The organism is Nonomuraea sp. NPDC003201 (assembly GCF_053590415.1).
The window spans coordinates 1-6,236 of the sequence record NZ_JBSFTC010000467.1 but is presented as its reverse complement, the minus strand read 5'-3'; the positions used below and the strand labels follow the sequence as shown (position 1 = coordinate 6,236).

The following is a 6,236-nucleotide window of genomic DNA, read 5'->3' as shown; positions in this document are numbered from 1 at the left end:
GGCCGCGCTCGGCGCCGTCGCCGGCATCACCGCCCTGGACGCCGTCTGCGCCCGGCGCGGCAGCGCCAAGGCCAAGGGCCCGCTGCAGGTGCGCGCCTCCATCATCATCAACAAGCCGCGCGAGGAGGTCTACCGCTTCTGGCGGGACCTGGAGAACCTGCCCTCCTTCATGGTCCACCTGGACTCGGTGCGCGCCATCAACCAGCTCCGCTCCCGCTGGAAGGCCAAGGGCCCGTTCGTCGACCTGGAGTGGGAGGCCGAGATCATCGACGAGCGGGCCGGCGACCTGATCGCCTGGCGGTCCGTGCCCGGCACCGGCGTCTCCACCGCCGGCCTGGTCAGCTTCACCGACGGCCCCGCCGGGCGCGGCACCGTCGTGGACGTCTCCCTGGAGTACGGCGCGCCCGGCCGCAAACTCGCCGCCGCCGTCGCCCGCATGTTCGGCGAGCACCCCGAGCAGCAGGTCCGCGACGACCTGCGCCGCTTCAAGCAGGTCATGGAGACCGGCGAGGTGGTCCGCTCCGAGGGCAGCCCCGAGGGCCACCGCGCCCTGCGCCAGCTCCGCCAGCGTCCCGCACAACCGATCGGAGGACGGGCATGAAAGCCAACGTGTGGGCGGGCCGCAACCGCCTGGAGATCCAAGACGTTCCCGACCCGCAGATCCTCAACGCGCGCGACGCGATCGTCCGCATCACCTCGACCGCGATCTGCGGCTCCGACCTGCACCTCGTGGACGGCTACATCCCGACCGTCAAGAAGGGGGACGTGCTCGGCCACGAGTTCATGGGCGAGGTCGTCGAGGTCGGCCCCGGTGTGCGCAACCTGCACGTCGGCGACCGCGTCGTGGTGCCGTTCCCGATCGCCTGCGGCGCCTGCTTCGCCTGCCAGGACGGCCTGTACTCGGTGTGCGAGAACTCCAACCCCAACGCCGGGATGGCCGAGAAGCTGATGGGCCACGCGCCCGCCGGCATCTTCGGCTACTCCCACATGCTGGGCGGCTTCCCCGGCGGGCAGGCCGAGTACGCGCGCGTCCCGTTCGCCGACGTCGGCCCCATCAAGATCGAGGACGACCTGCCGGACGAGAAGGTGCTGTTCCTGTCCGACATCTTCCCCACCGGCTTCATGGGCGCGGAGATGTGCGACATCAAGCCGGGCCACACGATCGCGATCTGGGGCGCGGGACCGGTCGGGCAGTTCGCCGCGGCCAGCGCGTTCCTGCTCGGCGCCGACCGGGTCATCGTCATCGACCGCTTCCCCTACCGGCTGCGGCGGGTGCAGCGGACCGGCGCCGAGGTCCTCAACTACGAGGAGGTGAACGTGCTGGAGGCGCTGCGCGACATGACCGGCGGGCGCGGCCCGGACGCCTGCATCGACGCCGTCGGCATGGAGGCGCACCACCCGACCCCGGCCATGTACGCCTACGACCGCACCAAGCAGGCCGCCCGGCTGGAGACCGAACGCCCCTACGTGCTGCGCGAGGCCATCATGGCCTGCCGCAACGGCGGCGTGGTCTCCGTCATCGGCGTCTACGGCGGATTCGTGGACAAGTTCCCGATGGGCACCGTCATGAACCGGTCGCTGACCATCCGCACCGGCCAGTGCCACGTGCAACGCTACACCGAGCCGCTGCTGCAGCGGATCCGCGCGGGCGAGATCGACCCGAGCTTCGTCATCTCGCACCGGATGCCGCTCAGCGAGGCGCCGCGCGGGTTCGAGCTGTTCAAGCACAAGCAGGACGAATGCAACAAGGTGGTCCTCACTCCGTAGCGCCTGCCTTCGCGGCCCAGAGCCGGTTCCACTCGATTTCCGCGGTGGACCGCTGGTGCGGACGCGGTGGCGTTGGTGTTGTCGCGGCCGGACCGGACGATCACGTCGATCGCGCGGGATCTGGGGGTCAGCCGCGAGACGCTGCGGGTGTCACGCTCGGGCTTTTACCGGTGGCTGAAGGGCGCCGCGGCGCGGCTGGCCCGCCGCCAGGCCGATGAGCAGCCGGCCGAGCAGGTACGGCGGGTCCATGCCGAGCATGACGGCACCTACGGCTCGCCCCGGATGACGGCCGAGCTGCGCGCGGCCGGAATCGTGGTCAATCAGCAAGCGGGTGGAACGGGTGATGCGCGAGCACGGCATCGCCGGGCTGCGGCTGCGCAGTAAGGTCCGCATCATTGTTCCGGAGCCGGACGCGGCACCGGTGGCCGACCTGTTGCAGCGCGACTTCACCGCCGAGCAGCCGAACACCCGCTACGTCGGCGACATCACCTATCTGCCTGTGGGCGGCGGCCGGTTCCTCTACCTGGCCACTGTGGTGGACTTGTGCTCGCGCCGGCTGGCGGGCTGGTCGATCGCCGATCACATGCGCACCGAGCTGGTCGTCGACGCGCTGCAGGCCGCGGCGCACACGCGGGGCGGCAGCCTGGACGGCGCGGTGTTCCACAGGGCCAACGGGGCGCAGTACTGCCCGCGAGAGTTCGCGCGAGCCTGCCGCCGGCTCGGCGTCACCCGCTCACGCGGCGCGGTCGGCACCAGCGCCGACAACGCGGCGGCCGAGTCCTTCAACGCCACCCTCAAACGCGAAACGCTGCAGGGCGAACACCGCTGGCCCGACGCCTCGGGGCGGCGTGCCGTACGTGAGCCACACCAGCGTTCAGCACAGGTACGGCGCCCGGCGGCGGCTCCGGCGCCAGGTTCCTGACCGCGCCTTTCGCCGGATTTCCTCAGGCACGCCACAGTAGTATTGTTTAACAGACTATCGTTTGACGTATTACGGGGGCGTGGTGGCGCGTCGTGCCGATCCGTTGGGCTGGGGCAATCCGCCGCTGCTGATCCTGGGCAGCCTGGCCGAGGGGCCCAAGCACGGGTACGCGATCATCAAGGATGTCCAGGAGCAGGCCGGCATCACGCTCGGCCCGGGAACCCTGTACGCCGCGCTGTCCAGGCTCGAGGACCAGGGCCTGGTCGAGGCGCTGCCGGGGGAGGAGCGGCGCCGGCCGTACCGGATCACCGCGGCGGGAGCCGCGGCGCTGGCCGAACGTCTGGCCGAGATGTCGCGCTTCGCCACTGTCGGGCTGAGCCGGTTGTCCGCAGGCGTGGTCCGGTGAGTGGTCTGGCGGCGCGCTTTGTGCTGGTCTGCTATCCGCCATGGTTTCGCGAGCGCTATGGGGAGGAGCTCGCGGCACTGGTCCAGGATCTGGGCGGCGGCCCCGGCGTGGTGATGGATCTCGCGCTGGGCGCCGCGCGGGCCTGGGTGCGTCCGGCCCTTGCGGGCGATGGGGAGGCGCGCGTCCGCCGACGTTTGCAGGCGACGCTGGCCACGACCTGGGTGGCTTGGTGCGTGGGCATCTCGTCGATGCCGGTGCTTGATCGATTGCTGCTGGATCCGCCGTCGCCGGGGACGCCGCAGTCGGTGCGCACACTGATGGGGCTGGCCGGGTGGCTGGTGGTGGCAGGCTGCGTCGTGGCGGCGGCTGCCGCGGCCCTGCTGGCGCTGCGGGTGCTGATGCCTACGCGCGATCGTCGCCTGCTGCTGCCGCTGTTGCCTGGCGGGGTCCTGGTCGGTGCCGAGGTCGCGGGCGCATTGCTGCTCGCGCAACCACACCGGCTGTCGGCGGGCTTTCTGGCGGGCGTACTGGTGTGGCTGATCGGGCTGGGCGCGATGGTGCTCGCGGTCGCCGCAGGACCGGTCGTCACCTTGCGGCGGGCCCGGCCGCCGGTCGCGGTGATGCGGCGGCCCGTGTTGCTGGCCGGGGTCGTGGCGGTCCTGCTCGGCGCGGTCGCGGTGGTGGACGGCATCGCGACCGCGATGGCCGACCGGACTTTGCTGACGCTGGCAGGCGTCGCGGTCGGCGCGGGCGCGGCGCTGTGCGCGACGTTCAGCGTCGCCCGCGCCTGTCGCCATTAGTACGTTTGACGGTATATCGTTTCGCGTACTAGCGTGCGCCGTGTGACGTTCTCCAGAGCCCTGCGGTGGTGCATGGTGTCCGCGGTGGCCTTCACCACGTTCATCCTGCTGACCACGCAGTCCCGCGCCGTGCGCGCTTTCAGCCCGTGGCAGGACGATCCCTATGACGTCGTGATCTCCTGCACCCAACTCCTCGTCCCCGCGCTGGCGCTGGCCATCGCCGTCCGCGCCTGGATACGGCCGGCCTCCGGCGATCTGGTGCGGGGAGCTCGGGTGGTGCTCGCGGCGGTGGCGGCGACCGCGGTGACGTGCTGGGCATCGGTCGCCGCCGGTGCGCACGCCGACATGCGGGGATGGCAGCAGTACCTGCTGATCGCCGGGTTGGCGGTCGTGACCCTGTCGGCTGTGCCCCTGACGATGGCTCTACGCCGTGAAGGGGTCGCGCCCCTGGGCGACACCGACTGGGTCGAGGATCTTGTGGCGGTCGCGGAGCGCCTGACAGTGCCGGTCGGCTGGGCCCGTCGGCCGGCCGAGTGGCTGCGCAGGCGCCGGATCGTCGCGGCGGTGGTGCTCGCGACCGCCGTGTCGAGCTGGCTCGCGCTCGCCGAGGCGCTCGGCGACGGGCTGGGCCCGTACCCCTTGCAGGCGGTCGCCTTCCGCGTCGTCGTCGGCGCGAGCCTGCTGGTCGCGCTGCTCGTCCCGCTCAACGCCTACCTGGGCCTCCTGCGCCCGGCCCGGCAACCCCGTCGCATGCCGGTTCTCCTGGCGGGGCTTTATGGCGCGGCCGTGAGCGTCCCTGTCACTGTCGCCTTCCGTGAAGGGATCAGTTACCTGCTCGACTACCCGCTCGACACCCTGGGCGACATCAGCCGGCTCGTCGCCGCCCTGGCGGGCGTCGTCGCCCTCGTCACCCTGCTGGTGCAGGCGTTCAGGACGCGCGGGCGCCGCGCGTCCCGGATCCTGGTCGGGCTGCCGCTGACGATCGTCGTGCTGGTCGTCGGGTATCTCGGCGCGGTGAGCGTACGGAGAGTGCTGCCGCAGGACCTGCCCGCGCCGACCGGAGCATACGGAGTCGGGCGGACGTTCCGGGAATGGAGCGACACCAGCCGCACCGACTCCTTCGCGCCACGAACCGGCCTGCCACGCGAGCTGTCGGTGTGGATCTGGTACCCGGCGCAACGTGACGCCGACGGCCCGCGCGCCCCCTACACCCCGGGCCAGTGGCAACGGCAGCACATCCCGACCCCGCTGCCAGGGCTCGGCGAAGGCAGCTTCGCCGCGGTACGCACCCGAGCGGTCGACGAGGCTGACGCGGCACCAGGCCGCTTCCCGCTCATCGTCCTGATGCCCGGGATGGGACTCAACGCGCCGGTCTTCAGCACCCTGGCCCAAGACCTGGCCAGCCACGGCTATCTGGTGGCCGGCGTGACACCCACCTACAGCGCCAACGTCAGCGTCCTGCACGGGCACGTCGTCACCAGCACACCATCGGGTAAACCCGACGATTTCAATGAGACGCACGCCGTCCGGCTGCTGGACGTCTGGACGGCCGATGTCCGATTCGTCGTCACCCGGGTCGCCGAGCTCGACCGCGATCCTCGCCTGGGCGGACACGTCGACACCAGCCACCCTCTTTACGTCGGGCACTCCTTCGGCGGCGCCACCGCCTTCCAGGCCTGCCACGACGACCCGTCCTGCGCGGGCGCGGTCGACCTGGACGGAGCCCTGTACGGCAGCGTCGTCCGCGACGGACTACGCGCGCCCGCCATGATCCTCGGCGGCGACAACTCCTGCGTCACCGGCATCTGCCAGGCCGGCGACTCCGAAAACCGGACCATGCGCGACACGACCCGGAGTCTGGTCGCCGCCAGCACCGGTTCGTTCTGGCGTTACGAGATCGCCGGCACCGGCCACTTCAACTTCACCGACTACGCCGTGATCTACCTGGCAGCACCGATCCGCGCCGCGTTTCCCCTCGAATCCATCGACGGCGCACGCGGACTGCGGATCCAGGACGACTACGTCATCCAGTTCGCCGACCAGGCGCTCCGGCGTCGCGCCTCACCGCTTCTGGCCGGTGCCCACCCCTATCCCGAGGTGCGCGCGCTCCGCTGATTCTTGATCCGTATGTTCCGGGGCTACGGTGCAGGACCTGCCTGCCAAGCAGAACACTGACGCCCCCGTCCTTCCGAGGCCGAGGCCCAGCTGCGCGTGCTGATCGAGAGGCACTCTCAGCGGGCTGTGGCGCGCGCCGGATGCCATGGCGGTGACGTTGTAGCAGGTGAAGATGGCCGTATGGCGGGCCGGGGGGCAGTTCTGGGCGAGGATCGCCTGCTCCACC

General features: G+C 71.2%; 5 protein-coding genes and 1 pseudogene. All 6 read left to right on the top strand.

The annotated features are described in order from the left end of the window. On the top strand, nucleotides 1-601 hold a 601-nt coding region (locus tag ACWDX9_RS58025), incomplete at its 5' end, for an SRPBCC family protein (RefSeq protein WP_449971877.1). Then, the gene (locus tag ACWDX9_RS58020; protein ID WP_449971874.1) at nucleotides 598-1,767 is read left to right on the top strand and encodes a zinc-dependent alcohol dehydrogenase; all 1,170 of its coding nucleotides are present in this window, start codon (nucleotides 598-600) and stop codon (nucleotides 1,765-1,767) included. The genes ACWDX9_RS58025 and ACWDX9_RS58020, both read left to right, overlap by 4 nt. A gap of 135 nt (nucleotides 1,768-1,902) precedes the next feature. Beyond that, nucleotides 1,903-2,620 (top strand): annotated as a pseudogene (locus ACWDX9_RS58015) (IS3 family transposase); the annotation flags it as partial. A gap of 148 nt (nucleotides 2,621-2,768) precedes the next feature. Next, entirely contained in the window at nucleotides 2,769-3,095 is a 327-nt protein-coding gene (locus ACWDX9_RS58010; RefSeq protein ID WP_449971872.1) for a PadR family transcriptional regulator, read from the top strand. Continuing rightward, complete coding sequence (locus ACWDX9_RS58005; RefSeq protein ID WP_449971869.1) at nucleotides 3,092-3,895, top strand: hypothetical protein; 804 nt, start codon at nucleotides 3,092-3,094, stop codon at nucleotides 3,893-3,895. The genes ACWDX9_RS58010 and ACWDX9_RS58005 overlap by 4 nt, the downstream gene beginning before the upstream one ends. Before the next feature lie 42 nt (nucleotides 3,896-3,937). Further along, the gene (locus ACWDX9_RS58000) at nucleotides 3,938-6,010 is read left to right on the top strand and encodes an alpha/beta hydrolase family protein (RefSeq protein WP_449971867.1); all 2,073 of its coding nucleotides are present in this window, start codon (nucleotides 3,938-3,940) and stop codon (nucleotides 6,008-6,010) included. The last annotated feature ends 226 nt before the right edge of the window (nucleotides 6,011-6,236 follow it).

Bases quoted from the DNA above. Each gene is read 5' to 3' on its own strand.
- ACWDX9_RS58020 (WP_449971874.1), top strand. From the start codon at position 598: ATGAAAGCCAACGTGTGGGCGGGCCGCAACCGCCTGGAGATCCAAGAC.